Consider the following 16,194-nt stretch of genomic DNA (forward strand, 5'->3'; position numbering starts at 1 on the left):
TGAGCGAAACTGAACGGGAACGGGCATGATCAAGCTGATCGCGGGCAATTGGAAGATGCATGGCACGGCCGACAGCCTGGCCGAGATCGAGGCGGTGGCCACCTTTGCCGAGAAATATGCCGGGGCGGTGGATGTCGCCTTGTGTGTGCCGGCGACGCTGATCCACCGGGCGGCGGACACGGTGCCGGGCTTCGCAATCGGGGCGCAGGACATGCATCATAACGACAAGGGCGCGCACACCGGCGATATCTCGGCGGCGATGCTGCACGACGCCGGGGCGAGCCTGGTGATCGTCGGGCACAGCGAGCGGCGCGAGGCCCATCGCGAAGAAGATGCCGCGGTGCGGGCCAAGGCCGAGGCGGGGCTCGCCGCCGGGCTTCAGGTGATCCTGTGCGTCGGTGAAAGCCTCGAGGTGCGCGAGGCCGGACGCGAGATCGAGGTCGTGGCGGCGCAGGTCGATGCGTCGTTGCCGCAGGGCGAGGTCGATCCGGCTCGGCTGGCGGTGGCGTATGAGCCGATTTGGGCGATCGGCACGGGCAAGGTCGCGAGCACCGGCGATATCGAAGCGATGCACGCGGCCATCCGGCAGCGGCTGGTCGCGGCTTACGGCGAGGCGGGGGCGGCCGTGCGTATCCTGTATGGCGGGTCGGTCAAGGCGGACAATGCGGCCGAGATCTTCGCGGTGCCGGAGGTCGGCGGCGCGCTCGTCGGGGGGGCGAGCCTCAAGGCCGCGGACTTCCTGCCGATCGTCGAGGCGGGGGCTGCTTAGCCTTTCTCCGTTTGCCCTGAGCGAAGTCAAAGAGCGCCCGCGCGAGCGTGCTTCGACTTCGCTCAGCACGAACGAGCCTGTGGATTCCGTGCCGCATTGAAGTCTGGCAGCAGCGCCGCTAAGTGGCCGCCCATGTTCACCTTCCTGCTTATTGTCGAGGCGATCGTTGCGATCGCGCTGTGCACCGTCATCCTGCTGCAGCGCTCCGAGGGCGGCGGGCTGGGCGTCGGCGGGTCGTCGGCGGGGTTCATGACCGCGCGCGGCGCGGCCGATTTCCTGAGCCGCGCGACGGCCTGGCTGGGCGGGGCGTTCATCATCCTGTGCATCGCACTGGCGGCGCTGGCCGGAACGCGCAGCGACGGCGTGTCGGTCGATGCCGCGATCGCCAATGCCCCGATCCAGGCTCCGGTGCAGCAGGCCCCGGGTACGGCGCCGGCCACCAATCCGGCTGTTCCGGCTCCGGCCGACAACGGCGCGGTGCCGCTGGCTCAGTAAGAATTGCGTCGTCCCGGCGAAGGCCGGGACCTCGTTCGATCAAGTGCTTTTCCGCCTAAGGTCCCGGCCTGCGCCGGGACGACGGACACGTTTTTGCGCTTGCTTCCTCCCCACTCTCATCCCTAAGGCTCGACTCCCATGGCGCGGTTTGTTTTCGTTACCGGCGGCGTGGTCTCCAGCCTCGGCAAAGGTCTTCTTTCGGCTAGTCTTGCAGCCTGTCTGCAGGCGCGCGGCTACAAGTGCCGTATTCGCAAGTTCGACCCCTATCTGAACGTCGATCCGGGGACGATGAGCCCCTATCAGCATGGCGAAGTCTATGTGACCGACGACGGGGCGGAGAGCGATCTCGACCTCGGTCATTACGAGCGCTTCACCGGTGTGTCGGCGCGGCAGTCGGACAATGTCACCACCGGGCGCATCTACCGCGACATCATCGCCCGCGAACGGCGCGGCGATTATCTGGGCGCGACGGTCCAGGTCATCCCGCACGTCACCAACGCGATCAAGGAGTTCGCGCTGGCCGATACCGACGACCTCGATTTCGTAATCTGCGAAATCGGCGGCACGGTCGGCGATATCGAGAGCCTGCCGTTCATCGAAGCCATCCGGCAGCTGCGCAACGACCTTGGCCGGGGCAATACGGTCAGCGTGCACACGACGCTGGTGCCGTGGATCAAGGTCGCGGGCGAGCTCAAGACCAAGCCGACCCAGCACAGCGTGCGCGAGATCGCGAGCCTTGGCGTGCAGCCTGATGTGCTGTTGTGCCGCTGCGAAATGCCGATTCCCGAGGCCGAGCGGGCCAAGATCGCGCAATTCTGCAACGTGCCCAAGAGCGCGGTGATCCAGGCGCTCGACGCGCGGTCGATCTACGACGTCCCGCTGCAATATCACCGCGAAGGCCTCGACGACGAGGTGTTGAAGGCGTTCGGGCTGCCGACCGACCCGCGCCCGGATCTCAGCCGCTGGGAGCAGGTGATGGACGCGGTCGATCACCCCGAAGGCGAGGTGACGATCGGCGTGGTCGGCAAATATGTCGGCTTGCCGGATGCGTACAAATCGCTGCGCGAGGCGCTGGTCCACGGCGGCATCGCCAATCGGGTCAAGGTCAACATCAAGTGGGTCGACGCCGAGCTATTCGAGAAGCCCGATGGCGACACGATCAGCGAGCTGGAGCCGATGCACGCGATCCTGGTGCCCGGCGGCTTCGGTGAGCGTGGGACCGAGGGCAAGATCGCGTCCGTCCGCTTTGCCAAGGAGCGCAAGGTGCCGTTTTTCGGCATCTGCCTCGGCATGCAGATGGCCTGCATCGAGGGCGCGCGGGCGGCGGGGGTCGAGGGCGCTTCCTCGACCGAGTTCGGCGATACGACCGAGCCGGTGGTCGGCATGATCACCGAATGGATGAGCGAAGAAGGCTTGCAGGAGCGCCGCGCCGGGGGTGACCTTGGCGGGACGATGCGGCTTGGCGCGTATGACGCGACGCTGGGCGGCAATAGCCATGTCGCGGCGATCTACGGCAAGACCCAGATCACCGAGCGGCACCGCCATCGTTACGAGGTCAATTCGCATTACAAGGCCGATCTCGAGAAGAGCGGGCTCGTGTTCAGTGGCATGTCGCCCGACGGTCGCCTGCCCGAAATCGTCGAGCGGCCGGACCATCCGTGGTTCGTGGGCGTGCAGTTCCACCCCGAATACAAGAGCCGCCCGTTCGACCCGCATCCCCTGTTCGCAAGCTTCATTGCGGCGGCGGTGAAGCAAAGCAGGTTGGTCTGATTGGTGCGTCGTCCCGGCGGAGGCCGGGACCTGTGGGGTCTGGCGCCTTTGCCGCCTGAGGTCCCGGCCTTCGCCGGGACGACGGGGCACACTATATGAGGCGCATGAACGCCCCCGCCTCGACGAAACGCCGCGCAACGCTGGTTCGGATGGTCATGCCCGAGCATGTCTGCCCGTTCGGACTGAAAGCGCTGCATCTCTTGAAAAGCCGCGGCTACGAGGTCGAGGACCGGCATCTCACCACCCGCGAGGAGACCGACGCCTTCAAAGCCGAAACGGGCGTGAAGACCACCCCGCAGGTGTTCATCGATGGACAGCGGATCGGCGGGCACGACGATCTGCGGCGGTTCCTCGGGCTTCGCGTCGCCGAACCGGGCGAGACCAGCTATCGCCCGGTTGCCGCCCTGTTCGGGATGACCGCCGCGATGGCGTTGGCACTGAGTTTCGCGATGTTCGGCACGCCGCTGACGGTGATGGCCGGCGAATGGTTCATCGCCTTGTCGATGTGTGTGCTGGCGCTGCTGAAGCTGCAGGACATCTCCAAATTCTCCTCCATGTTCCTGAATTACGACCTGCTGGCGCGGCGGTGGGTGCCTTATGCGAGCCTGTATCCATGGCTGGAGGGGCTGGCGGGCGTGCTGATGCTGTCGGGGGCGGCGATGTGGCTGTCGGTGCCGATCGCGCTCGTCATCGGCGGGATCGGTGCGGTGTCGGTGTTCAAGGCGGTGTATGTCGACAAGCGTGAGCTAAAATGCGCCTGCGTCGGCGGGTCGTCCAACGTGCCCCTGGGCTTCGTGTCGCTGACCGAGAATGTGATGATGGTGGCGATGGCGGTGTGGATGCTGGCCAAGTGAGCGCTCGCGTCGGCCTGCGCGCGATCGGCCGCCCCTGATCCGCTTTCGCAGGGGCGCGGCCCCTGCTAGTGGCGGGGCATGATTCACCTCATTCTCGCCGCTGCGCTGGCCGCCGCTCCCGCGCCTGTTTCCGCTCCTGCCCAAGGCCATTCCGGCCATCACGAAGGCATGAAGCACGAGGGGCCCTGCTGCCCCAAGGACGGCAAGCCGATGGATTGCTGCAAGGACAAGCCGATGCCCTGCTGCGAGAAAAAGGCCGAGGCGCAGGCGCCGGCCGCCGCCGAGGGGCATGGCGCTCACGAGCATGATCACTAAGTAGACGGCCATGAGCGAGACCATTCACAGCCGCCTGATCGTACTGGGCTCGGGCCCGGCCGGCCTGACCGCCGCGATCTATGCCGCCCGCGCCGGGCTGCAGCCGATCGTCATTCAGGGCATCCAGCCCGGCGGCCAGCTGACGACGACCACCGATGTCGAGAATTATCCCGGCTTCCGCGACGTGGTGCAGGGCCCGTGGCTGATGGAAGAGATGCAGGCGCAAGCCGAGCATGTCGGCACGCGGATGGTGTGGGATCATATCGACAAGGTCGAGCTGAATGGCCGCCCGTTCCGGTTGCACGGTGACGGTGGCACGACCTATCTCGCCGAGACGCTGGTGATCGCGACCGGGGCTCAGGCCAAGTGGCTCGGCTTGCCGAGTGAGGAGCGGATGAAGGGCAAGGGCGCGAGCGCCTGCGCGACCTGCGATGGCTTCTTTTATCGCGGGAAGAAGGTGGCGGTGATCGGCGGCGGCAATACCGCGGTCGAGGAAGCGCTCTACCTCACCAACCATAGCGACGACGTGACCCTGATCCACCGCCGCGACAGCTTCCGCGCGGAAAAGATCCTTCAGGACCGGCTATTTGCGCACAAGTCGGTGAAGGTGATCTGGAACAGCGAAGTCGATGAATTCCTGTCGGGCGGCGAGCCCGAGGCGCTGACCGGGCTTCGGCTCAAGAACCGGGTGACTGGTGAACTGAGCGAGATCGCTGTCGACGGTGCGTTCGTGGCGATCGGCCACAAGCCGGCGACCGAGTTGTTCGACGGCCAGCTCGACCTCGACGAGGATGGCTATCTGGCGGTGGAGACGGGATCGACCCGGACCAACATCCCGGGCGTGTTCGCCTGCGGCGACGTGATGGACAAGACCTATCGTCAGGCGGTGACGGCGGCGGGAACGGGCTGCATGGCGGCGCTCGATGCCGAGCGGTTCCTGGCGGCCGAGGAATTTGCGGAGTTGCAGGCGGCCGAGTGATCGCCCGGGCTTAGGGGGCCAGCCGCTCCACGAAGGCCTTGAGCGAGCCGAAGCTGGCGAAATCCTCCGCTTCGACGTCGCTGTCCTCGATCAGGACCGAGAAGGTTTCCTCGATCCCGGTGAGGAGATTGGCGACCGCCATCGAATCGAATTCGGGCAGCGCGCCGAATAGTTCGGTGTTGTCGTCGAAGGCGGCGACGCGGGCCTCGGAGAGGCCAAGGGTCTCGGCCAGAAGCTGGCGAAGCGCGGTGTCGACGTTCGCCGACTGGGGCTGAGGCTGGGCGGCCATGGTGGCGCGCCTCTAGGGGAGGGCTGGCCAAGGCGCAAGTTAGGCGGCATTCCGCGCTGGCGATGAGCCCCGACCCGACGCCTTTTCCGCTCGATCATCTGACCCTGCGCGGGGAGCGGGGCGCGCCCGCGCTGACGGTGGGCGGTGCGACGCTGAGTTATGCGGCTCTGGACGAGGCGGTCGGGCGGATGGCGGATCGGTTGCTGGCGCTGGGGATGCGGCCGGGCGACCGGGTCGCGACATGGATGGGCAAGGCGCGGCTTGCCTGCGTGGCACCGCTGGCCTGCGCGCGGGCGGGGCTGGTGCATGTTCCGATCAACCCGGTGCTGCGGCGGGCGCAGGCCGAGCATATTCTTGCCGATAGCGGGACGCGGCTGCTGGTGGCCAATCGGGCGCGGGCGGGGACGCTGGAAGCGCGGCCGGAGCTGGTGGTCGCGCTGGAGGAGTGGGTCGAGGGCGACCGGGCGCTGCCCGCCGGTTCTGCAGCGCCGGACGATCTGGCGGCATTGCTCTACACCTCCGGCTCGACCGGACGGCCCAAGGGGGTGATGCTGAGCCATGCCAACCTGTGGCTCGGCGCGGTTAGCGTAGCGCATTATCTCGGGCTGTCGGCGAGCGATCGCACCTTGTGCGTGCTGCCGCTGGCCTTCGATTATGGACAGAACCAGCTCTTCTCGACCTGGTGCGCTGGCGGCGAGGCGATCGCGTTCGACTATCTCCTGCCGCGCGATGTGGTGCGGGCGGTCGAGCGGACGGGGGCGACGGTGCTCGCCGGGGTGCCGCCCTTGTGGGTGCAGCTGGCCGAGCAGGATTGGGGCGGGGCGGGGGCTAGCCTGCGCACCTTGACCAATTCTGGCGGGCATATGCCCGAACCGTTGGTGCGGCGGCTGCGGTCGCTGTTTCCGGAGGCGCGGTTGCACCTGATGTATGGCCTGACCGAAGCCTTCCGCTCGGCCAGCCTCGATCCCGCGCTGGTCGACAAGAAGCCGGATGCGGTGGGTGCCGCCATTCCCTTCGCCGAGCTGTCGGTGCGCCGCGCGGACGGGAGCGAGGCGGCGTGCGGGGAAGAGGGCGAGCTGGTCCACGCCGGGCCATTGGTGGCGCAAGGCTATTGGAACGATCCGACACGCACCGCGCAGCGCTTTCGCGATGGGGCGGTCTGGTCGGGGGACCGGGCGGTGGTCGGCGCGGACGGGCTGCTGCGGATCCGGGGCCGCGACGATGCGATGATCAAGGTGTCGGGGCACCGTGTGTCCCCCAGCGAGATCGAGGAAGCGGCGATGGCCAGCGGCGCCATCGAAGATTGCGCGGCGTTCGGGGCGAAGGACGAGCGGCTGGGCCAGCGGATCGTGCTGGTCGCGGTGGCGAAGGGTGAGGGGGCTGACGAACGCTTGCAGCGCTGGTTCGCCGCCGAGCTTCCCGCGCATCTGCGGCCGAGCGAGGTGCGATGGGTCGATGCCCTGCCGCTCTCGCCCAACGGCAAGATCAATCGGTGGGCATTGGCGGCGGAGCTGTCGCGATGAAGGCGATGGGGCCGATTCCGGCAGGCTTTCGGGCGTCCGATGACGGCTCGCTCATGGTCGGCGACTGGCGCGCTCCGGACTTGGTCGCGGCGCAGGGCGGCACGCCGCTGTTTGCTTACGACCGGGCGATCGTCAAAGCCCAGGCGGCGCGCTTTCGGGCAGCGATGCCGCCGGAGGTCGCCTTGCACTATGCGGTCAAGGCCAATCCCTATGCGCCGCTGGTCAAGGCGCTGGCGCCGCTGGTCGACGGGTTCGACCTCGCCTCCTGGCGGGAACTCGAATTGGTTCGCGAGGTGGCTGGCTGGACACTACCGGTCAGCTTCGCCGGCCCGGGCAAGCCTGATTTTAAGCCCGATTTGCAGGCTGCGCGCGACCTCACCGTCAATCTCGAGAGCGAGGGTGAGTTCGACCGCTTCGTGCATGGCGGGTCGGACCGCTTCGCAGTGAGGGTGAATCCGCCGTTCGGGCTCAAGGGCTCGGGAATGAAAATGGGCGGGCTGGCGAGCCAGTTCGGGGTCGATCACGATCGCGTGCCTGCGCTGGTGCGACGGATCGTCGAGGCCGGGGCCGAGTGGCGCGGGCTGCATGTCTATGCCGGCTCGCAATCGCTGAGGGCCGAGGCGGTGATCGAGATGCAGCGGGCGACGGTCGCCTTGGCCGGCGAGATTGCGGCCGAGGTCGGGCTGACGCCGCCCGAGGTGAACCTGGGTGGTGGTTTCGGTATTCCCTATTTCGCTGGCGACAAGCCACTCGACATTGGGGCTGTAAGCGCGGCGCTCACAGAGACGCTGTCGGCGCGGCCGGTGATCTTGCGGGATACTAAATTCGTGATCGAGCTTGGCCGCTGGCTGGTTGGGGAGTGCGGGGTCTATCTGACCCGGGTGATCGATCGGAAGGTCAGTCGGGGCAAGACCTTTCTGGTGGTCGATGGCGGGCTTCATCACATGCTCGCCGCGTCCGGCAATTTCGGGCAGCTGCTGCGGCGCAATTATCCGGTAGCGGTGGCGCATCGCTTCGGCGCTGAACCGGAAGAAGAGGTCAGCGTGGTTGGCTGCCTGTGTACCCCGCTCGACCTGCTGGCTGACGAGGTGATGCTCCCGCGCGCAGAGGTGGGCGACGCGATCGCCATCTTCTGCGCCGGGGCTTACGGCCTCACCGCGAGCCCCCAGACCTTCTTGAGCCAGGGGGCTGCGCGGGAGGTTCTGGTTTAGTTGCTCAGCGGAATGGCGCTGGCGCTGGTGTCGGCGCTGGTGCCACGGCTTTCGCGGGTCAGGAACTCGGTCACGTCCTTGCAGAACCGCTCCTTGTCGGTTTCGAAGATGCCGTGCGGGCTGCCGTCATATTCGATCAGCGTCGCATGCGGGATCAGCTCCTTGGTCTTGCGGCCAGTGCCTTCGATCGGAACATTGGCGTCGCTGGTGCCATGCAGGATCAGCGTCGGCACGCCGTCGAAGGCCTGCAGATCGGGACGGAAATCGGTGCTCGCCCAGGCGGCAGCCGCCGCATAGGTCGGGCGGGCGCCGGCCATCATCGCCTGCTGGAAGCCCGAATCGAGCACCGCTTCGCTGACCGGACGCGAAAGCACGCCCCAGCCGTAGAATTGCTGCAGGAAGGTCTTCATGAAGCCCGCGCGGTCTTCGGTCATCTGCTTGGTAATGTCGTCGAGCTTGGACTGCGGCACGCCGTCGGGCCAATCGTCGCTCTGCACCACCTGCGGCACGACCGAGCTGGCGAATACCGCCGCGCTGACGCGGTTCTTGCCCTGCTTGGAGGTGAAGCGCGCGACTTCGCCGCCGCCCATCGAGAAGCCGACCAGCGCGACCGGCTGGTTGATTCCGGCATCTTCGAGGATCGCCGCGACGTCGTCGGCGAAGGTATCGTAGTCATAGCCGTTCCACGGCTGGTCCGAGCGTCCGAACCCGCGGCGGTCGGGGATGATGCAGCGCTTGCCGGCTTCGACCAGCTTGATCGCGAGATCGTCGAAGGTATCGCCGGTCAGCGGCCAGCCGTGCATCAGGACGACGGGATCGCCCTGGCCCCAATCTTTGTAATACAGCATCGTGCCATCTTTGGCCTTGGCGTACGGCATTCAGATTCTCCATTTGAGTTGCGGATGGTTAACGGATGAACCCGCTTCCCGTTGCCGCGCGTCGAAGGGATCTTTACGTCGCTGCCGATGGCCAAGCTCAAAGCCCGATATGTCTGCCAGGCCTGTGGGTCAGTTCATTCCCGCTGGCAGGGGCAGTGCCCCGATTGCGCCGAGTGGAACACGCTGTTGCAGGAGAGCGCGGCACCGACGGTGTTCAGCCAGAAGCATGACCTGTCGACCGGCGGACGGGCGATCGAGCTGGTCGGGCTGGACGCCGAAGTCGCGCTTCCGGTGCGGGTGTCGACGGGGATCGCCGAATTCGACCGGGCGGTGGGCGGCGGAATCGTGCCGGGATCGGCGATGCTGCTGGCGGGCGATCCCGGCATCGGCAAATCGACCTTGCTGCTGCAGGTCGCGGCGGCGGTCGCGAGCGCGGGAAAGGGCGCGGTCTATGTCTCGGGCGAGGAAGCGGTGGACCAGGTCCGCCTGCGCGCGCTTCGCCTGGGGCTGGGCGGGGCGCCGGTCAAGCTGGCGAGCGTCACCAGCGTGCGCGATATTCTGACGACTTTGCAAAGCGAAAATCCGGCGCTGCTGGTGATCGACAGCGTTCAGACCATGCATTCGGACCTGATCGAGGGCGCGCCGGGCACGGTCAGCCAGGTCCGGGCGAGCGCGCAGGAACTGATCCGCTTTGCCAAGGAGCGCGGCACGGCGCTGATCCTGGTCGGGCACGTCACCAAGGATGGCAGCATCGCGGGGCCGCGCGTGCTCGAGCATATGGTTGATGCGGTATTGGGCTTCGAGGGCGAGCGCAGTCATCAGTATCGGATCCTGCGCGCGGTCAAGAACCGGTTCGGGGGAACCGACGAGATCGGGGTGTTCGCGATGGAAGGCGCGGGCCTCGCCGAAGTGCCGAACCCGAGCGCCCTGTTCCTCACCCGCCGCGACGATCCGGTGAGTGGAACGGCAATCTTCCCCGCGCTCGAAGGCACGCGCCCGGTGCTGGTCGAGATCCAGGCGCTGACCGTGCGGCTGGCGAGCGGGGCGACCCCGCGGCGGTCGGCGGTCGGGTGGGATAGCTCGCGCCTGGCGATGCTGCTGGCGGTGCTGGAGGCGCGCTGCGGCGTGAGCTTCGCGACGGCGGAGGTCTATCTGAACGTCGCGGGCGGGTACAAATTGCAGGACCCGGCGGCCGATTTGGCGGTGGCGGCGGCGCTGGTCTCGGCGCTTTCCGAACGGCCGGTCCCGGCCGAAGCGGTGGTGATGGGCGAGGTGGCGCTGTCGGGCGAGGTTCGGCAGGCGGCGCATACTCAGTTGCGGCTCAAGGAAGCGGCCAAGCTCGGGTTCGAGGAAGCATGGGTCCCGGGCGGGGTCGAGGCCAAGGGGATCAAGGTCGCCCGGTTTTCTCAATTGCGCGGGCTGGTCGAGAAGGTCACGGGGCGGTGACGCGCCTCTAGCGCCGCTGCCCGCTCTCCCTTATCGCTGCGCTGCACCATGACTGCGCTCGATATCTTTGTTCTCCTGGCGCTCGGCGGCGGCGCACTGGTCGGGTTCGTGCGCGGGTTCGTGCAGGAAACGCTGGTGCTGGCCGCCTGGCTTGCGGGAATCGTCGCGCTGATCCTGTTTCATGCGCCGACCGCCGCCGCGGTCAGTCATCTGACGAACGGTCCGACCGGTGCCTCGGCGCTGGCGTTCGTGATCCTGTTCCTGCCGGCCTATGTCTTGATGCGCCTGCTCGCCCACCGCCTCGGCCGGCAGGCCCGCGCCTCGCGGTTGATGCCGCTCGACCGATTGCTCGGGGGCGGATTCGGGATGCTGAAGGGCCTGATCGGCGCGACCCTGTTCTTCCTGCTCGCCAACCTCGGCACCGATCTCGTCTACGGCGCGCGGGCCGAACGACCCGAATGGATGCGGACAAGCCGTACCTATCCCCTGCTCGATGCCAGCGGGCGGGCGCTGCTCGCCACCTGGAACGAGACCCGTCTCAAGCGAATGAACCAGCAATGATCCGCCTTTACGACACCGCCGCCCGCGAAAAGCGCGCCTTCGAGCCTGCCGATCCCAATCGCATCACCATGTATGTGTGCGGGCCGACGGTCTATGGCCGCGCGCACATCGGCAACGCGCGGCCGGCGGTGGTGTTCGACACGCTCGCGCGGCTGCTGCGGCATACTTATGGCGAAGATAGCCTCGTCTATGCCCGCAACATCACCGACGTCGACGACAAGATCATCGAGGCAGCGGCGGCCGAGGGGGTCGACACCTCGGTCATCACCGAGCGCTTCGAGCAACATTATCTGAACGACATGCGCGCGCTGGGCGTGCGCGATCCCGACATCGCGCCGCACGCCACCGCAGAAATCGCCCCGATGGTGGCGATGATCGCGACGCTGATCGAGCGCGGCCATGCTTATGCAGCGGAAGGCCATGTGCTGTTCGATGTCGCGTCAGACCCTGATTACGGCGCGCTGTCGAAGCGCGACCGCGAGGCGATGCTTGCCGGTGCGCGGGTCGAGGTGGCGCCATACAAGCGGGCGCCGGGCGATTTCGTGTTGTGGAAGCCGAGCGCGGAAGGTGTGATCGGCTGGGACAGCCCGTGGGGCCGGGGTCGGCCGGGCTGGCACATCGAATGCTCGGCAATGATCCGCCGCCACCTCGGCGAGACGATCGATATTCATGCCGGCGGCATCGACCTGGTTTTCCCGCACCACGAGAACGAGGCTGCGCAATCGCGTTGCGCGCATGGCGGCGCGCCGCTGGCCCGCTTCTGGCTGCACAACGGCTTTGTCGATTTCGGCGCCGAGAAGATGAGCAAGAGCCTCGGCAATGTGGTGACGCCGGAAGACTTGTTCGTGGCCGGGCACAAGGGCGAAGTGCTTCGGCTGGCGCTGCTGAGCGCGCATTACCGTTCGCCGCTGCCGTGGACCGAGGCGCTGATCGCGCAGAGCCGGGCGACGCTGGACGGGCTGTATCGCCGCGTCGGTGATGCCGAACCGGGCGAGGTCGATGCGGGCGTGCTGGACGCGCTTGGCGACGATCTCAACACGCCGCTGGCGATCTCGCGGCTCGGTCAAATCGAGGATCCGGCGACCCTCAAGGCGAGCGCGAACCTGCTCGGATTGATGGGGGAAAGCGGCACGCGCTGGTTCAAGGGCGATGCGGCGAGCGACGACGCAGCGTCGATCGAGGAACGCGTCGAAGCGCGCAACGCCGCCAAGAAAGCGCGCGATTTCGCGGAAGCCGACCGCATCCGCGACAAATTGAAGGCCGACGGCATCCTGCTCGAAGACGGGCCGCAGGGCACGAGTTGGCGGAGGGCGTGACGCGCGAGCCGCCTTACACGCTGGATATCCTGCGGCTGGCGGCGTCCTTGCCGATCGAGACCTCGGTGCCTGCCGCGACCCATGTCGCAGAAGCGCGATCGGCGACGTGCGGTTCGACCATCCGTAGCGAACTGCGGACCGATAACGGACGGATCGCCGCCATCGCACAAAAAGTCACGGCCTGCGCTTACGGACAGGCCAGTGCCGCGCTGGTGCAAGGGTGGGCGCCGGGCCGGCTCAAGGCCGAGGTGATCGTGATGCGGGCCGCGGTGAAGGCATGGCTCGACGGGCGCGGCGAGGTGCCGGAGGGATTCGCGGTGTTGAGGCCGGTGCAGGGCCGGGCAGGGCGGCACGGGGCGGTGTTGCTGCCCTTCGACGCCTTGCTCAAGGCGTTCGAGGAACCGGCGCCGGGGGGCCAAAAGTGACCGATTATCTGACCTGGCTGACAGTTTTGCTCGGCGCGGCGTTGCTGTTCGTGATGCTGTTCCGCCGCCTCGGGCTCGGCGCGACGCTTGGTTATATCGTCGGCGGGATCGTGGTTGGGCCGTCGGTTCTCAATCTGTCGGGCGACGCGGAAGCGATCAACCGGGTCAGCGAAATCGGCATCGCGCTGCTGCTGTTCATCGTCGGGCTCGAGCTTCAGCCCTCGCGACTGTGGCGGATGAAGCGTGACATCTTCGGGCTCGGCCTCGCGCAGCTACTGGCGTCTGGCGCGCTGCTGGCGGTGCTAGTGAAGCTGGTGCTCGGCCTCGGTTGGGGGCCGGCAATTGCCATCGGGCTTGCGCTTGGCCTGTCATCGACCGCGCAGGTGCTGCCCATGCTGAAATCGACCGGGGAGCTCAACAGCCCGCATGGCGAGCGCGCTTTCTCGATCCTCCTGCTGCAGGACCTGGCGCTGATCCCGCTGATCACTCTGGTCGCGGCGTTGAGCGTTGCCGGCGATCCCGACACGCCGTCGGGCTTGGCGATGACCGGACTGACGATCGGCGCGGTGGTCGGGCTGGTGCTTGCCGGCCGGTTCGTCGTCGCACCCTTCTTTGCGCTGATCGGGCGACTCGGCGAGCGCGAACTGTTCATCGTGGCCGGGCTGACCGTGGTGATCGGCGCGGCGGCGCTGATGCACGCGCTTCATCTGTCGGTTGCGCTCGGCGCCTTTGTCGCGGGCGTGATGCTGGCGGAAAGCCCCTATCGGCACGAGCTCGAAAGCGACATCGAGCCGTTCCGCTCGATCCTGCTCGGCCTTTTCTTCATGTCGGTGGGCATGCTGCTCGACCTCCGGGTGATTGCCGGGCAACCGTTGTTGGTGATCGGCCTGGCGCTGGCCGTGATCGTCCTCAAGGCAGCAGCCTTGTATCCGATCGCGCGGGCGTTCGGCACGCGGCCCGGCCGGTCGGCGACGCTGTCGCTGCTGCTCAGCCAGGCGGGCGAGTTCGGGTTCGTCCTGTTTGCCAGCGCGGCGGTCGGCGGGCTGATTACGCGCGACCAGGCGAGCCTGCTGGGCGCGGTGGTCACCGCCTCGATGGCCGCGACACCGTTCTTGATGCGCTTCATCGGCTGGCTTCAGGCCAATCAACCGGAAAAGCACGTCGATCTGCCGGGACCCGAATTCAGCCCCGCGACCAATGCCATCGTGGTCGGCTATGGCCGGTTTGGGCAGACGGTGGCGCAGATGCTGATGGCCAAGCGCATTCCGGTGACGCTGATCGATATCACTCCCGCCCAGATCGAACTGGCCGGGCAATTCGATACCAAGGTCTATTATGGCGACGGCACGCGGATCGACCTGCTGCGCACCGCGGGCGCCGAGGAAGCGGAAGGGATTTTCTTCTGCATCGACGATGCCGAGCTTGGGCCCGACCGGCTGGGCCCGATCGTGGAAGCCTTTCCCAAGGCCAAGATCATGGTCCGCACCTTTGATCGCCGCCAGATGCTGGCGTTGAAGGGGCTGGGCCTGTCGTGGATGCAGCGCGAGGTGTTCGACAGCGCGGTGTTGATGGGTCGCCAGGCGCTGGCGGCGCTGGGCATCGCCGTTCGCGAGGTCGACCGGGTCGAGCAGGAATATCGCAGCCGCGACCGCGAGCGGCTGATGGCGCAGCATGCGAGCGGGGATTTGCGCAGCGGGCTGGAGCGCAGCTTCGCCAAGGCCCCGCTGGAAGACTAGGCCGCGCGCTCGAGGAAGTCGGCGAGGACCGCTTCGTCCACGCCTTCGCTGAGGAAGGCGTCGCCGATCCCGCGGGTCAGCACCAGCTTTACCGCCCCGCCGGCATTCTTCTTGTCGGTGCGCATTAGCGGCAGAAGGTCGGCGCGCCTGACCCCGCTTTCGGCAATCGAGACCGGCAGGCCGGCCGCCGTGAGATGCGCGCGCACCCGCTCGGCATCGTCATGGGCGCACAGGCCGAGCGCCGCAGACAGGTCGAAGGCCTGGACCATGCCGATCGCTACTGCTTCGCCGTGAAGCAGGGTGCCGAGCCCAGCCGCGCTTTCGATCGCATGGGCGAAGGTATGGCCGAAATTGAGCAGCGCCCGCGCGCCGTTGCGGTCGGTGACGTCGGCCTCTACCGAGCGGGCCTTGGCGGCGATGCTCTGCCACACCGCTTCCTCGCGATATTCGCGCTGACCGGCGAGAAGGGCGGCGCCGTGGCCTTCGAGCCATTCGAACAGGGCTTCGTGGCGGATGAGGCCATATTTCACGATCTCGGCATAGCCGGCGCGAAGCTGGCGCTCGTCGAGCGTGTCGAGAAGCGAGATGTCGGCGATGACCAGCCGGGGCTGGTGGAACATGCCGACGAGGTTCTTCTGGCCAAAGGCATCGATCGCGGTCTTGCCGCCGACCGCGCTGTCCGCCTGCGCAAGGAGGGTAGTGGGTAGCTGAACGATCGGAATGCCGCGCTTGAACAGGCCGGCGGCAAGGCCTGCGAGATCGCCGACCGACCCGCCGCCGAACGCCGCGATCGCCGCCGAGCGGTCGAGGTTGCGCTGCGTGTAGGCATCGAGGAGCCCTTGAAGGTGCGGCCAATCCTTGGCGGCCTCGCCTTCGGGCACCAGGATGGGATCGCAGGGAAGGAGCGCCTCCAGCCGCGCGCCGTGGAGGCCCCACACCTTGGGCTCGGTCACCACCACCAGCGGCTTGCCCCCGGCGAGCGGGATCAGGCGGCTGCGGCAATCCTCCAGCCGACCGACCAGCACGTCATAGCGATCATCGCCGGCGTCGACGGTCAGGCTTTTCACGATTTCTCCTCGAGGTGACGATCGATGGCGGCGACGATCCGCTCTACCACCTGATGATGGGCACCCGCTTCGCTGGTGACCCGGATATGCGCTTCGGCATAGGCCGGGCGGCGTTCGGCGTTCAACCGGGCGAGGGTTTCGGCGCGGTCGGCGTCTGTCAGCATCGGCCGGGTCTCGGGCCGGCGCGCGGTGCGTTCGGTCAGAAGCTCAACCGGCGCGTCGAGCCAGACGGTGATGCATTTCTCGTTGAGCAGCGCCCGGGTGCCGTCGTTGACGAAGGCGCCGCCGCCGGTGGCGATCACCCGCACCGGGCCATTGGCGAGGCGCGCGACGACCCGCCGCTCGCCATCGCGAAAGTCGCGTTCGCCGAAGCGCTTGAAGACTTCGCCCGCGGTCAGGCCGGCGGCATCCTCGATTTCGCTGTCGCTGTCGACGAAGGGAAGGCCGAGGCGGCGGGCCAACCGGCGGCCGACGGTGGACTTGCCCGCGCCCATCAACCCGACCAGCACCACGGGGCGGTCGAGCTTGCCATTGAAGGGGAGAGGACGGCGGGACATGTT

At 67.3% G+C, this 16,194-nt stretch carries 17 protein-coding genes; 13 read left to right on the forward strand and 4 right to left on the reverse strand.

The genetic code is table 11. From position 1 onward, the window contains the following. The first annotated feature begins 25 nt into the window (after nucleotides 1-25). From tpiA to trxB, 6 genes are all read left to right on the forward strand, one after another. The gene (gene tpiA / locus V6R86_RS08280) at nucleotides 26-769 is read left to right on the forward strand and encodes a triose-phosphate isomerase (RefSeq protein WP_338503623.1); all 744 of its coding nucleotides are present in this window, start codon (nucleotides 26-28) and stop codon (nucleotides 767-769) included. Between the two features lie 132 nt (nucleotides 770-901). After that, nucleotides 902-1,264 (forward strand): preprotein translocase subunit SecG, encoded by a 363-nt coding sequence (secG, locus tag V6R86_RS08285; RefSeq protein ID WP_338503625.1) that lies wholly within the window; start codon nucleotides 902-904, stop codon nucleotides 1,262-1,264. Nucleotides 1,265-1,402: 138 nt separating this feature from the next. Next, on the forward strand, nucleotides 1,403-3,034 hold the full coding sequence (locus V6R86_RS08290) for a CTP synthase (RefSeq protein WP_338503627.1): 1,632 nt from the start codon (nucleotides 1,403-1,405) through the stop codon (nucleotides 3,032-3,034). 104 nt (nucleotides 3,035-3,138) lie between these two features. Beyond that, nucleotides 3,139-3,888, forward strand: a complete 750-nt coding sequence (locus tag V6R86_RS08295) for a MauE/DoxX family redox-associated membrane protein (RefSeq protein ID WP_338503630.1) — start codon at nucleotides 3,139-3,141, stop codon at nucleotides 3,886-3,888. Nucleotides 3,889-3,966: 78 nt separating this feature from the next. After that, a complete protein-coding gene (locus tag V6R86_RS08300; protein WP_338503632.1) occupies nucleotides 3,967-4,203 on the forward strand; it encodes a hypothetical protein in 237 nt (78 codons plus the stop codon). 10 nt (nucleotides 4,204-4,213) lie between these two features. Then, nucleotides 4,214-5,182: a thioredoxin-disulfide reductase gene (gene trxB, locus V6R86_RS08305; protein ID WP_338503634.1), complete on the forward strand. Its 969-nt coding sequence runs from the start codon at nucleotides 4,214-4,216 to the stop codon at nucleotides 5,180-5,182. Nucleotides 5,183-5,192: 10 nt separating this feature from the next. On the opposite strand, the gene V6R86_RS08310 is transcribed toward trxB, so the two are convergent. Next, nucleotides 5,193-5,471 carry an acyl carrier protein gene (locus V6R86_RS08310; RefSeq protein ID WP_338503636.1) on the reverse strand — a complete coding sequence of 93 codons (279 nt, stop codon included), beginning with the start codon at nucleotides 5,469-5,471 and terminating at the stop codon, nucleotides 5,193-5,195. A gap of 62 nt (nucleotides 5,472-5,533) precedes the next feature. On the opposite strand from V6R86_RS08310, the gene V6R86_RS08315 reads away from it, so the two are divergent. Then, nucleotides 5,534-6,994, forward strand: a complete 1,461-nt coding sequence (locus tag V6R86_RS08315; protein ID WP_338503638.1) for an AMP-binding protein — start codon at nucleotides 5,534-5,536, stop codon at nucleotides 6,992-6,994. After that, the gene (locus tag V6R86_RS08320) at nucleotides 6,991-8,205 is read left to right on the forward strand and encodes a pyridoxal-dependent decarboxylase, exosortase A system-associated (RefSeq protein ID WP_338503640.1); all 1,215 of its coding nucleotides are present in this window, start codon (nucleotides 6,991-6,993) and stop codon (nucleotides 8,203-8,205) included. Before V6R86_RS08315 ends, V6R86_RS08320 begins: the two co-directional genes overlap by 4 nt. On the opposite strand, the gene V6R86_RS08325 is transcribed toward V6R86_RS08320, so the two are convergent. Beyond that, nucleotides 8,202-9,053 carry an alpha/beta hydrolase gene (locus tag V6R86_RS08325; RefSeq protein ID WP_338503642.1) on the reverse strand — a complete coding sequence of 284 codons (852 nt, stop codon included), beginning with the start codon at nucleotides 9,051-9,053 and terminating at the stop codon, nucleotides 8,202-8,204. The genes V6R86_RS08320 and V6R86_RS08325 overlap by 4 nt on opposite strands. Before the next feature lie 117 nt (nucleotides 9,054-9,170). On the opposite strand from V6R86_RS08325, the gene radA reads away from it, so the two are divergent. Genes radA through V6R86_RS08350 form a run of 5 tightly spaced genes read left to right on the forward strand, consistent with a single transcriptional unit; the run spans nucleotide 9,171 to nucleotide 14,567 of the window. Beyond that, on the forward strand, nucleotides 9,171-10,529 hold the full coding sequence (gene radA, locus V6R86_RS08330; protein ID WP_338503644.1) for a DNA repair protein RadA: 1,359 nt from the start codon (nucleotides 9,171-9,173) through the stop codon (nucleotides 10,527-10,529). A 48-nt stretch (nucleotides 10,530-10,577) separates the two neighbouring features. After that, nucleotides 10,578-11,090 carry a CvpA family protein gene (locus tag V6R86_RS08335; protein ID WP_338503646.1) on the forward strand — a complete coding sequence of 171 codons (513 nt, stop codon included), beginning with the start codon at nucleotides 10,578-10,580 and terminating at the stop codon, nucleotides 11,088-11,090. After that, nucleotides 11,087-12,406 (forward strand): cysteine--tRNA ligase, encoded by a 1,320-nt coding sequence (gene cysS, locus V6R86_RS08340; protein WP_338503648.1) that lies wholly within the window; start codon nucleotides 11,087-11,089, stop codon nucleotides 12,404-12,406. The genes V6R86_RS08335 and cysS overlap by 4 nt, the downstream gene beginning before the upstream one ends. Beyond that, complete coding sequence (locus V6R86_RS08345) at nucleotides 12,403-12,831, forward strand: iron-sulfur cluster assembly scaffold protein (protein WP_338503650.1); 429 nt, start codon at nucleotides 12,403-12,405, stop codon at nucleotides 12,829-12,831. The genes cysS and V6R86_RS08345 overlap by 4 nt, the downstream gene beginning before the upstream one ends. Next, nucleotides 12,828-14,567 carry a cation:proton antiporter gene (locus V6R86_RS08350; protein ID WP_338503652.1) on the forward strand — a complete coding sequence of 580 codons (1,740 nt, stop codon included), beginning with the start codon at nucleotides 12,828-12,830 and terminating at the stop codon, nucleotides 14,565-14,567. Before V6R86_RS08345 ends, V6R86_RS08350 begins: the two co-directional genes overlap by 4 nt. On the opposite strand, the gene aroB is transcribed toward V6R86_RS08350, so the two are convergent. After that, the gene (aroB, locus tag V6R86_RS08355) at nucleotides 14,564-15,634 is read right to left on the reverse strand and encodes a 3-dehydroquinate synthase (RefSeq protein ID WP_338503654.1); all 1,071 of its coding nucleotides are present in this window, start codon (nucleotides 15,632-15,634) and stop codon (nucleotides 14,564-14,566) included. The genes V6R86_RS08350 and aroB overlap by 4 nt on opposite strands. Continuing rightward, nucleotides 15,631-16,191, reverse strand: coding sequence for a shikimate kinase (locus V6R86_RS08360; RefSeq protein WP_338503656.1), 561 nt, complete (start codon nucleotides 16,189-16,191; stop codon nucleotides 15,631-15,633). Before V6R86_RS08360 ends, aroB begins: the two co-directional genes overlap by 4 nt. Nucleotides 16,192-16,194 lie beyond the last annotated feature (3 nt).

Source organism: Sphingomonas kaistensis, assembly GCF_036884275.1.
In the GTDB taxonomy this organism is placed as follows: Bacteria; Pseudomonadota; Alphaproteobacteria; order Sphingomonadales; family Sphingomonadaceae; genus Sphingomicrobium; species Sphingomicrobium kaistense_A.

What these genes read in the sequence shown, in the direction of transcription:
- tpiA (WP_338503623.1), top strand. Translation starts at nt 26, where the DNA reads ATGATCAAGCTGATCGCGGGCAATTGGAAGATGCATGGCACGGCCGAC.
- secG (WP_338503625.1), top strand. Translation starts at nt 902, where the DNA reads ATGTTCACCTTCCTGCTTATTGTCGAGGCGATCGTTGCGATCGCGCTG.
- V6R86_RS08290 (WP_338503627.1), top strand. Translation starts at nt 1,403, where the DNA reads ATGGCGCGGTTTGTTTTCGTTACCGGCGGCGTGGTCTCCAGCCTCGGC.
- V6R86_RS08295 (WP_338503630.1), top strand. Translation starts at nt 3,139, where the DNA reads ATGAACGCCCCCGCCTCGACGAAACGCCGCGCAACGCTGGTTCGGATG.
- V6R86_RS08300 (WP_338503632.1), top strand. Translation starts at nt 3,967, where the DNA reads ATGATTCACCTCATTCTCGCCGCTGCGCTGGCCGCCGCTCCCGCGCCT.
- trxB (WP_338503634.1), top strand. Translation starts at nt 4,214, where the DNA reads ATGAGCGAGACCATTCACAGCCGCCTGATCGTACTGGGCTCGGGCCCG.
- V6R86_RS08310 (WP_338503636.1), bottom strand. Translation starts at nt 5,471, where the DNA reads ATGGCCGCCCAGCCTCAGCCCCAGTCGGCGAACGTCGACACCGCGCTT.
- V6R86_RS08315 (WP_338503638.1), top strand. Translation starts at nt 5,534, where the DNA reads ATGAGCCCCGACCCGACGCCTTTTCCGCTCGATCATCTGACCCTGCGC.
- V6R86_RS08320 (WP_338503640.1), top strand. Translation starts at nt 6,991, where the DNA reads ATGAAGGCGATGGGGCCGATTCCGGCAGGCTTTCGGGCGTCCGATGAC.
- V6R86_RS08325 (WP_338503642.1), bottom strand. Translation starts at nt 9,053, where the DNA reads ATGCTGTATTACAAAGATTGGGGCCAGGGCGATCCCGTCGTCCTGATG.
- radA (WP_338503644.1), top strand. Translation starts at nt 9,171, where the DNA reads ATGGCCAAGCTCAAAGCCCGATATGTCTGCCAGGCCTGTGGGTCAGTT.
- V6R86_RS08335 (WP_338503646.1), top strand. Translation starts at nt 10,578, where the DNA reads ATGACTGCGCTCGATATCTTTGTTCTCCTGGCGCTCGGCGGCGGCGCA.
- cysS (WP_338503648.1), top strand. Translation starts at nt 11,087, where the DNA reads ATGATCCGCCTTTACGACACCGCCGCCCGCGAAAAGCGCGCCTTCGAG.
- V6R86_RS08360 (WP_338503656.1), bottom strand. Translation starts at nt 16,191, where the DNA reads ATGTCCCGCCGTCCTCTCCCCTTCAATGGCAAGCTCGACCGCCCCGTG.